Here is a 14,447-nt window from a genome sequence, read left to right on the forward strand (position 1 = left end):
CCGGTCAGCCGCGCTCCCGCCACCGGTTGGTGACCGGGAGCCGGCGGTCCTTGCCGAAGCCCTTCGGGGAGATCTTGGTGCCCGGCGGGTACTGGCGCCGCTTGTACTCGGCGGTGTCGACCATGCGCAGCGTCTTCGTCACCAGCTCCCGGTCGTACCCGGCGGCCACGATCTCGTCCGCGCCCCGGTCCCGGTCGACGTACAGCTCGAGGATCGCGTCCAGGACCGGGTAGTCCGGCAGGGAGTCCGTGTCGACCTGGCCCGGGCGCAGTTCGGCGCTGGGCGGCTTGGTGATCGAGTTCTCGGGGATCGGCGGGGCCTGCCCACGCTCCTTCGCCGCGCGGTTGCGCCACTCGGCGAGACGGAAGACGGACGTCTTGTACACGTCCTTGATGGGCCCGTACGCGCCCACCGAGTCGCCGTACAGCGTCGAGTACCCGACCGCCAGCTCCGACTTGTTGCCGGGGGCCAGGACCAGGTGGCCCTCCTGGTTGGAGACGGCCATCAGCAGTGTGCCGCGCAGCCGCGACTGGAGGTTCTCCTCGGCCAGACCGGTCAGCTCCAGCGCCCCCGTGTACGCGTCGAACATCGGCTCGATCGGCACGGTGCGGTAGTGGAGCCCGGTGCGCCGGGCCAGCTCCGCCGCGTCGTCCTTGGAGTGCTCGGAGGAGTACTTGGAGGGCATGGAGACGCCGTGGACGTTCTCCGCGCCGACCGCGTCGCAGGCGATGGCCGCGACGAGGGCGGAGTCGATGCCGCCGGACAGGCCGACGAGCACCGACCGGAAGCCGTTCTTGGCGACGTACGCGCGCAGCCCGACGACGAGGGCCGAGTAGACCTCCTCGTCGTCGTCCAGCCGCTCGGCGACCCCGCCGGACAGCCACTCACCCACGGCGGGCACCGGCTCCTCGGACAGCACGGCCCGGTCGATCCGCAGCCCGTCGTCCACGACGCCCGTGGGGGCGTCCGCGTCGGCGGCGGGCAGGTCGAGGTCCAGCACCACGCACCCCTCGGTGAACTGCGGCGCCCGCGCCAGCACCGCCCCGTCCCGGTCGACCACGATCGAGTCGCCGTCGAAGACCAGCTCGTCCTGCCCACCGGTCATGGCGAGGTACGCGGTCGTGCAGCCCGCCTCCTGGGCACGCTTGCGCACCAGCTCCAGCCGGGTGTCGTCCTTGTCCCGCTCGTACGGCGAGGCGTTGACGGACAGCAGCAGCCCGGCCCGCGCCGAACGCGCCGCCGGCACCCGTCCGCCGTCCTGCCACAGGTCCTCGCAGACGGCCAGCGCGACATCCACGCCGCGCACCCGCACCACCGGCAGGGTGTCGCCCGGTACGAAGTGGCGGAACTCGTCGAAGACGCCGTAGTTCGGCAGGTGGTGCTTGGCGAGGCTCAGGGCCACCTCGCCGCCGTACAGCACGGCCGCCGCGTTCTGCGGGGCGCCGGCCGGCTGGCCGTACCTCGGCTGGGCGGTCGCGGAGCGGTCGAGGTACCCGACGACCACCGGCAGGCCGCCGAGGCCCTCGTCGGCGAGGCGCGCGGCGAGGGAGCGCAGGGCGGCGCGGGAGGCCTCGACGAAGGACGGCCTGAGGGCCAGGTCCTCGACCGGATACCCGGTCAGCACCATCTCCGGGAACGCCACCAGGTGCGCTCCCTGCCCGGCCGAGTGCCGGGTCCAGCGGACGACCGACTCGGCGTTGCCGTCGATGTCGCCGACGGTGGAGTCGATCTGGTTCAGGGCGAGTCGTAGGCGGGGCACGGCGGCCAGTGTAATCGTCAGAACGACACAATGGGGTGTCGTACCGGTTTCCGCCTCATGTCCGAAGCCTCACGCGGGTGGCTTCGCACCCCGCTCGACGAGCAGGTCCGCCATCAGCCGCAGCTCCGACTCCTGCGACTCCACCATCCCCTGGGCCAGCCGCTTCTCCACCCCCACCGTGCACTTCTCGGCGCACCCCTCGGCCATGTGGACGCCGCCCTTGTGGTGCTCGGTCATGAGCTGGAGGTAGTAGACCTCGGCCTGCCTGCCGCTGAGGGTGCCGAGCTTCTCCATCTCGGCGTCGGTGGCCATGCCCGGCATCAGCGAGCCCTCGCCCGCCGACGGCATGTCCCCCATCCCCATCCAGGTCATCGGCGGATCGGACGACACCTTCGGCAGCCCCCACAGGTCCAGCCAGCCGATCATCATGCCGCGCTGGTTGGCCTGGGTCTGCGCGATGTCGTACGCGAGCCGCCGCACCTCCTCGTCGTCGGTGCGGTCGCGCACGATGTACGACATCTCCACGGCCTGCTGGTGGTGCACGGCCATGTCCCGCGCGAACCCGGCGTCGGCGGAGTCTGCCGTCGGGATGCGGCTCGCGCCGTCGTCCCCGGCGACCGCGTAGGTGATGCCGCCGGCCGCGACGAGGGCAGCGGCGGCGGCCCCCGCGATCCAGCCGGCCCGCCTCGGGGTCACTGCGGCAGCCCGTTGGTGCACGCGGCCCCCGGCTCGGGGGTCTGCGCACCCTGGACGAACTTCTCGAAGAACTTGTCGACGTTCGGATCGTCGGCGCCCGTCACGGTGCGCTGGTGGCCCCAGGCGGTCAGCATGATCGGGTCCTTCTGCTTGTCGTTGGGGCTCATCAGCGAGTACGGCGTCTTCTTCACCTTCTCCGCCAGCTTCTCGACCTCGGCCTTCGGGGCCTTGTCGGTGTACGTCACCCACACGGCGCCGTGCTCCAGCGAGTGCACGGCGTTCTCGTTGTTCAGCGGCTCGGAGTAGACGTCGCCGTCGCAGTTCATCCAGACCTGGTTGTGGTCGCCGCCGACGGGGGGCTCGGCGGGGTAGGACACCTTCTTGGTGACGTGGTTGCGGCCCAGGTTCCCCTCCCAGGTCCGCACCCCGTCCTCGCCGGTGACGAACTTGCCGGAGGTCTTCGACCCGTCGCCGTTCGAGGCCATGCTGTCCGAGTCGTCGGACTGCGACCGGATGAGGAAGACGCCGCCGACCACGAGACCGGCGACGACCACGGCGCTGACCCCGATGGTCAGGATCCGGTTCCGGCGCTCGCGGGCCTCCTCGGCGCGTCGCATCTCGGCTATGCGGGCCTGTCGCGCCTGGTTGCTGCTCTTCTTGGCGGAACCCATGGGGTGTGCCCTTCTGGGGAAACGTCATCGGAAAGGGAGCTGTGAGGTGCGCTGATCGTAATGCCGACGAGGCCGTCGTTCGAAGGGAGATCACAGGATCTGTCCCGGCCGCATCCCCGGAATGGCCCGATCGAACAGGTGGCCTCTACGCTGCGGGGAGGACAGGTGGGCCGACCGAGGTCCGCAACGCGTACGAAACCGTGCTGTGGTGTGATGCTCACGTGCCCGACCGCCTCCCGCCGTACCGGAGACAGGCGGCCTGACCAGCGAGGATGGGGAAGCGGAAGATGGACAAGCAGCAGGAGTTCGTGATCCGGACGCTGGAGGAGCGCGACATCCGGTTCGTACGCCTGTGGTTCACGGACGTGCTGGGCTTCCTGAAGTCCGTGGCCGTGGCCCCGGCCGAGCTGGAGCAGGCCTTCGACGAGGGCATCGGCTTCGACGGCTCGGCGATCGAGGGCTTCGCCCGGGTCTACGAGTCCGACATGATCGCCAAGCCGGACCCCTCCACCTTCCAGGTCCTGCCCTGGCGCGCGGAGGCCCCCGGCACGGCCCGCATGTTCTGCGACATCCTGATGCCGGACGGCTCCCCGTCCTTCGCGGACCCGCGCTACGTCCTCAAGCGCGCCCTGGCCCGCACCTCCGACCTGGGCTTCACCTTCTACACCCACCCGGAGATCGAGTTCTTCCTGCTGAAGAACAAGCCGGTCGACGGCACGGTCCCCACCCCCGCCGACAACTCCGGCTACTTCGACCACACCCCGCAGAACATCGGCATGGACTTCCGCCGCCAGGCGATCACCATGCTGGAGTCGATGGGCATCTCGGTGGAGTTCTCCCACCACGAGGGCGCACCCGGCCAGCAGGAGATCGACCTCCGCTACGCCGACGCCCTCTCCACGGCCGACAACATCATGACGTTCCGTCTGGTCATGAAGCAGGTCGCCCTCGAACAGGGCCTCCAGGCCACCTTCATGCCGAAGCCGTTCTCGGAGTTCCCCGGCTCGGGCATGCACTCCCACCTGTCCCTCTTCGAGGGCGACCGCAACGCGTTCTACGAGTCGGGCGCCGAGTACCAGCTCTCCAAGGTCGGCCGCTCCTTCATCGCGGGCCTGCTGCGGCACGCGGCGGAGATCTCGGCGGTCACCAACCAGTGGGTGAACTCCTACAAGCGCATCTGGGGCGGCACCGAGCGCACGGCGGGCGCGGGCGGCGAGGCCCCCTCCTACATCTGCTGGGGCCACAACAACCGCTCGGCCCTGGTCCGCGTCCCCATGTACAAGCCCGGCAAGACCGGCTCGGCCCGCGTCGAGGTCCGCTCCATCGACTCCGGCGCCAACCCGTACCTCACCTACGCCGTCCTCCTCGCCGCCGGCCTCAAGGGCATCGAGGAGGGCTACGAACTCCCGCCGGGCGCCGAGGACGACGTCTGGGCCCTCTCCGACTCGGAACGCCGCGCGCTGGGCATCGAACCCCTCCCCCAGAACCTGGGCGAGGCCCTCGCCCTGATGGAACGCAGCGACCTGGTCGCCGAGACCCTGGGCGAGCACGTCTTCGACTTCTTCCTCCGGAACAAGCGGCAGGAGTGGGAGGAGTACCGGTCGCAGGTGACGGCGTTCGAGCTGCGGAAGAACTTGCCGGTGCTGTAGACGCAGGTCAGGCCGGGATCCCGGCGGAACGGTCCCCTTGGGGTCGACGGTCACGGACCGTCGACCCCAAGACCTTTCGCTGCCTCTGGGCCGTCTCTGGGCCGCCAGAGTCAATCTCAGACGCCCTGTAGCCACCCGTAGAGCTTGTTGCTCGATCAAGGCACCGGCCTCCGCTCCGCGTGGCGGTCCCGCCTCCCGTCCGCTCCGCGCGCTGTGCCGATAACGTGCCCCGCGCGGAGGCGGCCACGGGCCCTAAGCCGAGCCTCGAATAGAACGGCCGCGGTTCGAACGTGCCTCTGCGGCGCGCTCAGGCGTCAAGGTGGAAGGGGCGTCATCCATGAGTGCCGACCGGTGAGTGGCGTAAGCGGTCAAGCTCCTATCCCGCCTGACGTCGACCCAGTGATTCATGCGGGTGTTGCCGTTCGGCGGTTTACTGCCCGCTTCACCTCACTTACAGATGTAGTGCACGCCGATGGTTGACGGCTTTGATTGCTTCGTTTTATGGAGTGATCCCTAGATCGCGTCGCATGACAGTGCGCATCTCAGCCAATAGGTTCCAACTCTCCACCCGCATTTCCTCGGCGCCCTCAATGCTTTCGCCTGGCTCAGGACTTCCGAGATCGAGACGTCTCAATGTCCCATAGAGGTTGCTGAGATGGCTGTTCACAGTGCCGGCCGCAATCAATACAGGATCGGGAACCAGCATCTGCGCCTCTGCATGACGCGCCCTGTGGTCACGTCTCATCTCTTCGACATCGGTACGTATCTCATCGGTTGCGACACCAGCACGAACGGCAACAAAGTAGTTGGTCAGCGCTGTCTGATACAGGCGGGCGGCGATGTTAAGCGCGACGTAGCAGGTCCGTCGGCTCTCGATAGTCGCTTGCTCGGTTTGGTATGCACGCTCTTCCCGGCGTTGTCGGTCAGCCTGCTCAAGCTCTCGCATCTTGCTGCTGTTGGCACTCCGTTGGGTGAGGAGTGCCGAAGTGAGGGTGCCTGTGATGCCTAAGAGGGCAATAATCAGGGCGCTCGTGGACGTACTCAAATTCTCCTCCGAGAATCAACCAGTTACGCGAACGGGTCGTCGTTGACGGGCGGCAAAAGCTCGTACTCCCGCTTAATCTTGAACGTAGTCATTGACGCAGCGTCCATCTTCAAGTGAGGCTTATCATCTGCGAACCGCTCGATTTGGTCCTCCTGGTCAATACATCGCTTGTTGGGTACGTCTAGCACGATGCAGGTTTTGCCCGTCACGGCAGAGGTGTACATCAAGCCGCTCACGCCGCCATCCTCACGCTGATGCACTTTGAGGAGGTACTCAGTCAAGATCTGAGTCGGTACGTAGTCGATCTGTTCATAACTTTCCCTGATAGGCTTAGTCAGATCCTTGACGAAATCTCTGAGAAACAGAATCCCCTGTCGCTCTGCGAACCGATCTACATCGAATTCAGAGGGAAGCGAGGGAATCTTGCTTCCAGTCAGATCGATGAGAGTGAAGCACTGTGTTCCATGGAAAGCGGCAACACTGACGTGAGTGTCGGAGGTGCGCACGAGGCTCTCCCTCACCGCAGTGTCTTTGTCTTCGGCACCGTAGAACATTGGAATACCGGCAGGGCTCATCCGGTTCGCTTGCTTCGCGTGCTCTCGTCCGACTGTTCCCAGGTCTTTTGCGCCCCAGTAAACATTAGGGTCCGTGTGTGTACGGGCTCGCCAGAAAATTTCATCTACCTCGATGGTGCGGTACAAGTCGTGCTCTTCTATATATTCGCTCAACGCTTGCATGATCTTGGCCGGGTGGACACCGTCGACGTCGTAATCCTGGCTTTGCCAGTCCTTGCGCATCCAGAATACGTAGCGAGATTCGTACATTACGGCTTCGCGGAATCGCTCCCAGCCGGCGCTAAGCGCTTCACTTGGCGAGTTATACCAGTAATAATTGTCCTGCCATGTCTTCTCGACTATCGAGTCACGAACAGCCTCCAGCAGGCCCGGACCAGAGAAAATATACCCATATTCCCAGGTGACCAAATCCCAAGTGTCGATGGCATTGCCTAGATATTCACCCACTTCTGAGTCATAGCGGTGCTCGTTATCCGCGTCTTCGTAACGGAGAGTGATCCCGTTCATAAATGCGTCTATGAGGGTGTCCAGTTCGGCCGCTGGGCTTTCATCGCAGAAGCTGCATTGATTCTCAGTTTCAGACGCCTCTTTGACCTTGCTTGCGAGAAAAGGTTCATCCACGCATAGCTCACACACCCACTTGCCCGTGGGATGCCAGCCTTGGGCTTCTACTTCTTCCAAGTAGCGCTTAGCGAGCCCCATGCTTCCCCCGAAGGTTCGTGTCGACTTCTCGTGAGTCACGCAGTCGTCAGAGGGCGGAGAGGCCCCACTCAGACTATGCGTCCTACAGGATTGCATCGAAGTGCCCCGGACGGCGTAGGAACTGGGCACTCATGCGCGGCAACATGAACAGCGGCGGAAGACGGCACGAAGCACTGACGCCGGCAACCCGAGTAACGCAGGAAACTCCGAGCCCTGACGACGGGCTCGGAGTCACTTGCGGACACATCTCGGTGGCCGGGCCGTGGTCCGCGTACGACATCGCCTCTAGGGACTTTGACGTGCTCGGGAGACCGTGGCGATCACTCTGCCGATGATTCGCACGCAGGAGCCTCAGAAGCCACCAACGGGTGTTGGCCATCGGATCTAACAGCGGCTACAGGCGCACCGGAGTGGTTCGGCGTCAGAACCACACCTTCATACAGGCCGTCTACGGCCTTCCGGGCCCGTGCGTCGCTGCTCGGCATGAGGTGAGTGTAGACCCGGAGTGTGAACCCCGGATCGTTGTGTCCGAGGTAGCCGCTCAGCGCCTTGACGTTCTCGCCGGCGTCCAAGAGGACAGAGGCGTAGAAGTGCCTGAGAGCGTGCATGCCGTGTTCGCGGGCAGCCTGGTGACGCTCGCCCGGCTTCGGGGCGGGGATCACCCCAGCAGCCACGAGAGCAGGCTTCCACGCGCGGTCGTTAAAGTCGGTACGCCGAACCGCACCCGCGCCATCGAGACGCGTGAACAGCAGCCGCTTCGTGACAGGCGGACCATCCACCCGAAGCCACGGCAAGGTGATCTCTACCGGAGGGAACGCCTCCATGTGCTGCTTGAGGACGTGCGCCACACGGTCCGGCAAGGGAACGTCGCGGATCTTGTTCCGCTTCGGCGGGGCGAACACAAGACCCTCTTTCGTCACCTTCACCTGATTCACGATGTGCAGCCATCCGGAGTCGAAACCGATTGCATCGACGGGCAGCCCGAAGATCTCCCCTTGCCGGAGTCCGCATCCGCCTCCGAGGTCGACCGTCGCGCGGTAGCGCTCCGGCAGCGCCGCTCGTACAGCGAAGACGCGCTCTGCGCTCCACGGCACAACGCGGCCACTTCCCGCAGCAGGCGGACGCACCGATTGCGCGTGGCACGGGTTCTTGGACAGGTGACCGTCGTCCACCGCCGCGTTGAGGACCGTCGACACGTTGTTGTAGATCACACGCCGATACGACGACGCAGGGACATCCCGTTCCAATTCGCTGAGCCAATCCCGGATGTGTTCCGGCTTGAACGAGCCGAGCGGTCGCGGCCCCAGATAGGGGATCGCGTGGCCGCGAATCGCGGACTCCACTGAGCTTCTTCGAGTTGGTCTCCGATCGGGTGACGGGCCGTGAAGCGCAACGAGCGAGGCCCCCGGGCTGTTGATCGAGGTGTCTGACGTCTCAATCACGTTGCTCGGGGGCCTCGTTGGTCATGCATCCTGCCGCACTCGACCTGCCGCATGCACTCGTGGAGTGGGTCACCATGCTGATCGTCACCCGTGAGGGCGACCGGCGCTGCAAGCTCCGTCCGTCACAGCGAGCGATGGTGGCACTGGTGTACCTGCGCGAGCACATCACCCTGGCGAAGATCGCCGCCGGGTTCGGGATCAGCGAGTCCACCGCGCATGCCTACACCCGCGCGGTCGTCGACCTTCTCGCCGCCCGTGCACCGGGTCTGCTGAAGACGCTGCGCGACCACGATCCCGACTTGTCCTGCTTGACGGCACTCTCGCCGAATGCGACCGGGTCGGCGACGGCCGGGCCGACTACTCCCACAAGCACCGGCGCCACGGCGTGAACGTGCAGGTCGTCGCCGATCCCGGCGGCCGGCTGCTGTGGCTCTCGCCCGCCCTGCCGGGCCGCACCCACGATCTGACCGCTGCCCGCACTCACCGGATCATCCGGATCTGTGAGCGTCAGGGCGTTCCGATCGTGGCCGATCTCGCCTACCAGGGCGCCGGGCCGTGGCTGACCACGGGCATCAAACGCAGGCCCCTGAAGGAACTGACCCCTACCGAGAAGACCCGCAACCGTGCCCTGGCAGCCACACGAGCCCCCGTCGAACGTGCAGTCGCCCGCCTGAAGTCCTGGCAGATCTTCCGCAGGTCCCGCTGCAGCCCCAACCGCATGACGTCAATCGCCAAGGCGGTCCTCACCCTGGAGCTGCAACGCTGAAGGAGCTCACTGGGCGGTTGTGAGTCCTGGTGTGCGTCGAGCTGCAAGAATATGCAGCAGAGCTACCAGGGTGCCTGAGCCCAACAGCTGACCGCGGGCCATGAGTCCAGGAATGTCGGCCAACGGTACCCACTCGATGTGGCCAGCCTCTTCCAGATCCGTTGGCTCGCCGACCTTCTCAGCTCCGTGCCCTACGAAAATCTCGTGTGGCGAGTCGACCATTCCAACCATGGGCTGATAGCTCACGACGTGTTCCAGCGACTTGGGCCGCCATCCCGTCTCTTCGACGGTCTCCCGGAGTGCTGCATCTGCCGGATCTTCTCCCTCATCGACGATGCCGCCTGGGAGTTCCCAACCGAATTGCCGGGGAACGAACCGATAACGCCACATCATCAGCACCCGATCCTCCTCGTCGAGGACGGCCGTAATGGCTACGTGGTTGAGCCTCACGACGTGGTGCTCAAAAAGCTCCACGCCTGGCGGCTCCACGTCCCACAACTGGAGCTTCACCCAGCGATTGTCATAGAGGTTCCGCTCACCGTAGATCTTCCATGGCTCGAAGCCGTCCGGGGTCTGCACGCTCACCCCGCCGGGGACTCTGTATGAGCTCCTACCGCGAACCTCCAAAGCCCCTTCGGACACAAGCCGGGCAAGGACCTGCCGGAGCGCGGTTCGACCGATACCCAGTTCTTCCGTCAGCTTCCGCTCGGATGCGCCCATACGCCGAGCACTCTCCGTTCTAAGGTGGTGCGTACCAGCGTAACGCTCGACCGTCAGACTGTTGTGGGCCGTTCCACGGAAGACGTGGACGAGTGATCCAAAAGAGATCGAGCGATCAAACCCAGCCCTTTAGCCATCCGCACCGGTACTGCATTCCCGATTTGCCGCTCGATAGAACCGTACTGCCCGTGAAATTGGTAGTTTACCGGGAAAGACTGGAAGGTTGCGGCCTCCCTTAGCGTGAGCCCTCGGTTCTCAGTCGGGTGAACGAAGGTTCCGCACGCAGGTGTTGTACACCTGGTCGTCATAGTCGGTGCAGGTTCATCGAGCCTGATTCGTCCGTATGAGCCTGACGCTGAGCGATTCTTGAGCTTGCGATGACAGTCCAACTGATGTTCCTCCGGCAGGTCAAAACGGTTACCACCCACTGGAATCGCAGAAATTCTTGCCAGGACTGCTTCGCTACTGCGTCGATGACTCCCAAGTGGGTCATCCGGCTTGTTGTGGCGTGCGAGATGAGCAAGGGCTTGACGTGCCGTCTTCGGGGCCGTCAAGAACTTGCTCGGCAGATAGCTCAATAGGTCAGCGTCGGGTTCGAAATGCTGAATATCTGCTCGAACTCCCATCAAGATGAACCGCTTCCGTCGCTGCGGAACACCGAATTCAGTGGCGTCTAGCAAGGAGACCAAGAACGAATAACCGAGACGCTCCACCTCAGCGACCAATTGTGGGAGGCGGCGATCGCGCTTCAAACCGGGAACATTTTCAAGGAGGAGAATCTTGGGGAGAAAAGCTTCCACGAACCTGGCGACATCGAGCACCAAGTCGTTGCGATTCTGGTCGACTTCACCTTTTGCCAAGGATGAAAAACCCTGACAGGGCGGGCATGCTTTAAGAAGATCCAGTTCTCCCCGTTGCAGGCCAGCGTCTTCGGCAATGCGTTCGGCCGACACACTTCTGATGTCAGTCTCGTAGAGAAGGACTCGCGCATGATTCCTGCGGTAAGACTCCGCAGCTTCCGGGTCGTTCTCCACGGCGGCGAGCACGCGGAAGCCGGCATCCCGGAGCCCCCGCGTAGCGCCCCCGGCCCCGGCGAAGAGGTCGATGGCACTCGGTCTAGACATGGGGCGATCTTAGCCATGGAGCGCCCGCAAGGCACCAGGGTCATCTGGTACTTGCCCCGCTTCTCCACCCAAACTGGCCCCACGGTGGTGTTCTTGATGGCATCGTCATCTACTGAGTGACCGTCAGGGACAGGGGAGCCGTGATGACACAACAGGACGAGAACCGTGACAGCCGACCGGAAGCGCAGTCGTCAGACGCCCACTTCGGGTCTGTGCCGCGGCAGGTCGGCGGGGGGCACGACGAGGCCGCATCGGGCGCTGAGGGCGTAACCGGCAAACCCTATGTAATGAGGATCAGTCGCCTTACAGTCGACAAACTCGGCATCAAAATGTACGACCGCGTGTCAGCAGTACTTGCGGAAGTCATCGCAAACGCGTACGACGCGGACGCCGAGGAGGTGACCGTCGAGCTGCCGTGGGGGGTGTTTCTGGACAACCTCGGTGCGGCCTACGAGATCACGGTTTCGGATGACGGTCATGGGATGACCGCTAGCGAGGTGAACTCCCACTACCTGGCAGTGGGATCGGACCGTCGAAAGCGGTTCGGTAAGGACAAGTCCAAGGACAAGAATCGCCCGGTGATGGGGCGTAAGGGGATCGGAAAGCTAGCTCCCTTCGGGATTTGCGAGACGGTTGAGGTGATTACAGCCGGAGGGGAAAAGCTAGAGGGTGGCTACAAGGTCGCTCACCTGATTCTTTCTCTGAATGAAATTCTCGACGACACGGACGACGAGTACCGACCGACGCCAGGCTCGCTCGACGGCACCTGGGCCCCTAAGCATGGCACCATCGTGAAACTCCGTGACTTCAGGCGGAAGCGCGTCCCTAGTGGCGTTGAACTGCATCGTCAACTGAGCGCACGGTTCGGCATTCGCCGCCCGGATTGGGACGTCGAAGTCATCAACACGGATAACACGCTGATCCCAGAGTCGTTCCATCTGGGCGAACTCAACATCGAGCTGATGCCTGACACTCGCATCGATTTGGCCGACCGCATGGTGGAGACCAGCTCGGGTGAGAAGCTGCCCATCTCGGGGTGGCTGGCCTACAGCAAAAAGCCGTACAGGGATGAGGCGATGGCGGGTGTGCGAATCTACTCGCGAGGCAAGATTGTTTCTTTGACTCGTGATTTCGGAATCACTTCGGGATTTCACGGCGAGTACAGCATCCGCTCGTACCTTGTAGGAGAAATTCACGCGGAGTGGCTGGACGAGGGCGAGGACCTTATTCGCTCCGATCGACAGGACATTATCTGGAGTTCTGACTATGGCGACGCGCTGAGGCAGTGGGGACACGCCGTGATGCGCGAGCTAGGCGCCCGAGGCAGAAACTCGATCAAGAAGGAGACGTGGAACGATTTCGAGCAGGCGTCTAACTTGCAATCGCGACTAGAAGCCGACGCACCTGGCGACAAGGCTTATCAGGAGTCTGTCAGGCAGGCTGCGAAGCTTTTGGTTAGCGACAAAGACCGGGAGTCCATTGCCGACCCCGAGCATCGGGAAAAGGTCTACCAGCTCGCAAAAACCATCGGTCCGCACAGGACGTTGCTCGATGCACTGCATCAGGTTGCCGAGGATGCCAGCAGTCCGCTCGACATCGTTCTTGGCCTCTTCCAAAAGGCACGCATTGCGGAGATGTACTCCCTGGGACAGGTCGCATCGGAGCGCATCGAAGTCCTCAATAAGCTGTCAGCTCTGATCGACGATGGCACGACCTTGGAACAGCCACTTCAAGAACTACTCGAACAGGCTCCCTGGCTACTGGCCCCGGAGTGGACTCCGTTGGGCATGAATGAGTCTCTGGAGAGGGTTCGCAAGTCCTTCGAATCTTGGTACTTCAAGAAACACAACGTCGCCCTGGTGACCTCGGCGATCAACCGGCAAAGCAAGCGACCTGATTTTGTACTGCTACACGATTCGGGAACCTTGTGGATCGTAGAGATCAAGCGGATGGATTACCATTTGACCGATGCGGAGTATTTGCGCGCGGTCAACTACCTGGCTGACCTAGATGAATTTTTGAATCAGGTTGATGCTCTCGGCAAACAGTTCCCTGTCCGTAGGCTCACGTTCATTGCGGACCATACGGACAAGCTGAGCAGCGTCTCCCTCTCGTCGGTGGCCAACGATGCTCGCATCCAGATTCGGGGATGGCATGACCTGCTAGACGACACCTTGCGAGCGCACCGCGACTTTTTGGCCCGTGTCGACGACATAAAGAACGACGGAAGCACGCCATAGCGCTTAGCTGTCTGCGGACAACGCCTGGATGCTCACTGCTGGCCTTGAGTAAGCCTCTGCCCGAGCACAGGACGAGCCCTGGCGGGGTGGTACCTGATGTGCAGACTGGGAGGCTGGCTGGGCGCAACGCCGGGCCGTCGCGGTCCGCCGCTGGAAGAGGGAGGCAGCGGTGGGGAGGATGGCCGTTGCTTCGGCGTACGGACGCGGAAGGGGTTACAGAAGGCGATCCCCTCGGGGATCGCCTTCCTGGGCCGTCTGTGGGCCGTCGAAGGGGGGCCTACAGCGACCAACGACGACGGACGACGGCCACCAGGTGGCAGGCCAGCACAGCTCAGTCATCGAACGCGTGAGGTCGCTCCGGGGTAGCGCCACTTCCTTAGGAACAAGCGGCAGGAGTGGGAGGAGTACCGGTCGCAGGTGACGGCGTTCGAGCTGCGGAAGTCGTTGCCGGTGCTGTAAGGGTACAAGTGCTGGTCGGAGGGAGAGGGAACACGTGGTTCCCCTCTCTCACGGGGTAGCCGGTCGCTATGACGGAGCCTCAGCGGACAGAGGACTCGGCCACACCTTCATGGCGCCGACGCCGGTTTGTGTACTGGCCGGCAGTGCTGGCCTACGTGCTTGCCGTGGCCGGACTCGCAGCGGCGTTCTGGCACTGGGTGAGGGGCAAGTCGTGGGACGACTCGCTGTCCTTCGCGCTGACGGTGACGATGACTGCGGTCGGCGGCCAGTGGGGAGCCGCGATCATCCGGCGGAAGGCCGGTCGTGGTGACGGTTGACCATCGGCCGTGGCAGTCCTCGCGCCCGGTCCTGCGGTACGACGCCGACCGGTGCCGAACCTCCCTCGGACCTGCACACCGTTCATCGCACGGTCGCGGGGGTGGGGCGTGCCGGAAGTCCGGAGGATGAACCGCGCGCGTCCCGGCCCGAGGGAGCCCCGAAACCGGCGGGAAGCGTGAAGACGCGGGCCCTTTCCGCGACCGCATGCGCACACTCATGAACTCGGGGACGCCTGAAGCAGCGCCGACAACGGTGCGCGGATGGTGGGCCGTTCACCCCCG

10 protein-coding genes and 3 pseudogenes are annotated in these 14,447 nt (G+C 64.0%); 5 read left to right on the forward strand and 8 right to left on the reverse strand.

The genetic code is table 11. The annotated features are described in order from the left end of the window. Nucleotides 1-4 precede the first annotated feature (4 nt). The 3 genes from AMK11_RS02335 to AMK11_RS02345 all read right to left on the reverse strand — a co-directional run bounded on the left by AMK11_RS02335 (nt 5) and on the right by AMK11_RS02345 (nt 3,126). Nucleotides 5-1,759: an NAD+ synthase gene (locus tag AMK11_RS02335; RefSeq protein ID WP_073722364.1), complete on the reverse strand. Its 1,755-nt coding sequence runs from the start codon at nt 1,757-1,759 to the stop codon at nt 5-7. A gap of 69 nt (nt 1,760-1,828) precedes the next feature. After that, on the reverse strand, nt 1,829-2,455 hold the full coding sequence (locus AMK11_RS02340; protein WP_073722366.1) for a DUF305 domain-containing protein: 627 nt from the start codon (nt 2,453-2,455) through the stop codon (nt 1,829-1,831). Then, entirely contained in the window at nt 2,452-3,126 is a 675-nt protein-coding gene (locus AMK11_RS02345) for a DUF3105 domain-containing protein (RefSeq protein ID WP_073722368.1), read from the reverse strand. The genes AMK11_RS02340 and AMK11_RS02345 overlap by 4 nt, the downstream gene beginning before the upstream one ends. 287 nt (nt 3,127-3,413) lie before the next feature. Between AMK11_RS02345 and glnA the strand changes: the two genes are divergently transcribed. Further along, nucleotides 3,414-4,775: a type I glutamate--ammonia ligase gene (gene glnA, locus AMK11_RS02350; protein ID WP_073723872.1), complete on the forward strand. Its 1,362-nt coding sequence runs from the start codon at nt 3,414-3,416 to the stop codon at nt 4,773-4,775. A gap of 499 nt (nt 4,776-5,274) precedes the next feature. Here glnA and AMK11_RS02355 read toward each other — a convergent pair whose 3' ends face one another. From AMK11_RS02355 to AMK11_RS02365, 3 genes and pseudogenes are all read right to left on the reverse strand, one after another. Next, on the reverse strand, nt 5,275-5,820 hold the full coding sequence (locus AMK11_RS02355; RefSeq protein ID WP_073722370.1) for a hypothetical protein: 546 nt from the start codon (nt 5,818-5,820) through the stop codon (nt 5,275-5,277). A gap of 23 nt (nt 5,821-5,843) precedes the next feature. After that, complete coding sequence (locus AMK11_RS36635; RefSeq protein ID WP_158070964.1) at nt 5,844-7,136, reverse strand: HEPN-associated N-terminal domain-containing protein; 1,293 nt, start codon at nt 7,134-7,136, stop codon at nt 5,844-5,846. Nucleotides 7,137-7,417: 281 nt separating this feature from the next. Further along, nucleotides 7,418-8,458 (reverse strand): annotated as a pseudogene (locus AMK11_RS02365) (tyrosine-type recombinase/integrase); the annotation flags it as partial. Nucleotides 8,459-8,556: 98 nt separating this feature from the next. Between AMK11_RS02365 and AMK11_RS02370 the strand changes: the two are divergent. Then, a pseudogene (locus AMK11_RS02370) lies at nt 8,557-9,305 on the forward strand (transposase). A 6-nt stretch (nt 9,306-9,311) separates the two neighbouring features. Here AMK11_RS02370 and AMK11_RS02375 read toward each other — a convergent pair. Together AMK11_RS02375 and AMK11_RS02380 are read right to left on the reverse strand one after the other, a co-directional pair. Continuing rightward, nucleotides 9,312-10,025, reverse strand: a complete 714-nt coding sequence (locus AMK11_RS02375) for an NUDIX domain-containing protein (RefSeq protein WP_079187171.1) — start codon at nt 10,023-10,025, stop codon at nt 9,312-9,314. A gap of 53 nt (nt 10,026-10,078) precedes the next feature. After that, nucleotides 10,079-11,149, reverse strand: coding sequence for a DNA cytosine methyltransferase (locus tag AMK11_RS02380; RefSeq protein WP_073722376.1), 1,071 nt, complete (start codon nt 11,147-11,149; stop codon nt 10,079-10,081). A gap of 143 nt (nt 11,150-11,292) precedes the next feature. Between AMK11_RS02380 and AMK11_RS02385 the strand changes: the two genes are divergently transcribed. The 3 genes and pseudogenes from AMK11_RS02385 (at nt 11,293) to AMK11_RS37905 (ending at nt 14,165) form a co-directional block, all read left to right on the forward strand. Then, entirely contained in the window at nt 11,293-13,389 is a 2,097-nt protein-coding gene (locus AMK11_RS02385) for an ATP-binding protein (protein WP_107429629.1), read from the forward strand. Nucleotides 13,390-13,761: 372 nt separating this feature from the next. After that, nucleotides 13,762-13,848 (forward strand): annotated as a pseudogene (locus AMK11_RS39195) (glutamine synthetase); the annotation flags it as partial. Between the two features lie 164 nt (nt 13,849-14,012). Beyond that, a complete protein-coding gene (locus AMK11_RS37905) occupies nt 14,013-14,165 on the forward strand; it encodes a hypothetical protein (RefSeq protein ID WP_158070965.1) in 153 nt (50 codons plus the stop codon). Nucleotides 14,166-14,447 lie beyond the last annotated feature (282 nt).

It is taken from the genome of Streptomyces sp. CB02414 (assembly GCF_001905385.1).
Classification (GTDB): domain Bacteria; phylum Actinomycetota; class Actinomycetes; order Streptomycetales; family Streptomycetaceae; genus Streptomyces.